The organism is Halomonas borealis (assembly GCF_004798905.1).
In the GTDB taxonomy this organism is placed as follows: Bacteria; Pseudomonadota; Gammaproteobacteria; order Pseudomonadales; family Halomonadaceae; genus Halomonas; species Halomonas borealis.
In genome coordinates this window covers 1-279 of sequence record NZ_SDMO01000059.1, presented here as the reverse complement: position 1 = coordinate 279, position 279 = coordinate 1, and the positions used below count along the sequence as shown (strand labels likewise).

Annotated in this window: 1 pseudogene; it reads left to right on the top strand. The window is 38.7% G+C overall.

Going from position 1 to position 279, the window contains the following annotated elements:
* Positions 1 to 279 (top strand): annotated as a pseudogene (locus tag ETC07_RS16160) (hypothetical protein); the annotation flags it as partial.

The following is a 279-nucleotide window of genomic DNA, read 5'->3' as shown; positions in this document are numbered from 1 at the left end:
ATTGGCCTTTAATTAAAGCGTGGATGTTGGTGAAACTCGCGCGTAAGGCAACCGGCTTACTTTCAGATGAATTACGACTTTTAGGGTCTGCATATGGACGTTTTTTATCGAATGTATCAGAGGCAAGGAGTCAAGAAAAACATCAGCTCGATATAACGGAGAGTTATTTCAGTCAAGTGATTGGCCTTTATTACGGTCTAAAATATTTTGGAGAAGAAGCTAAATCAGACGTTAAGCACATGACTTCTGAGATGATTAAAGTTTATCAAGAACGCTTAG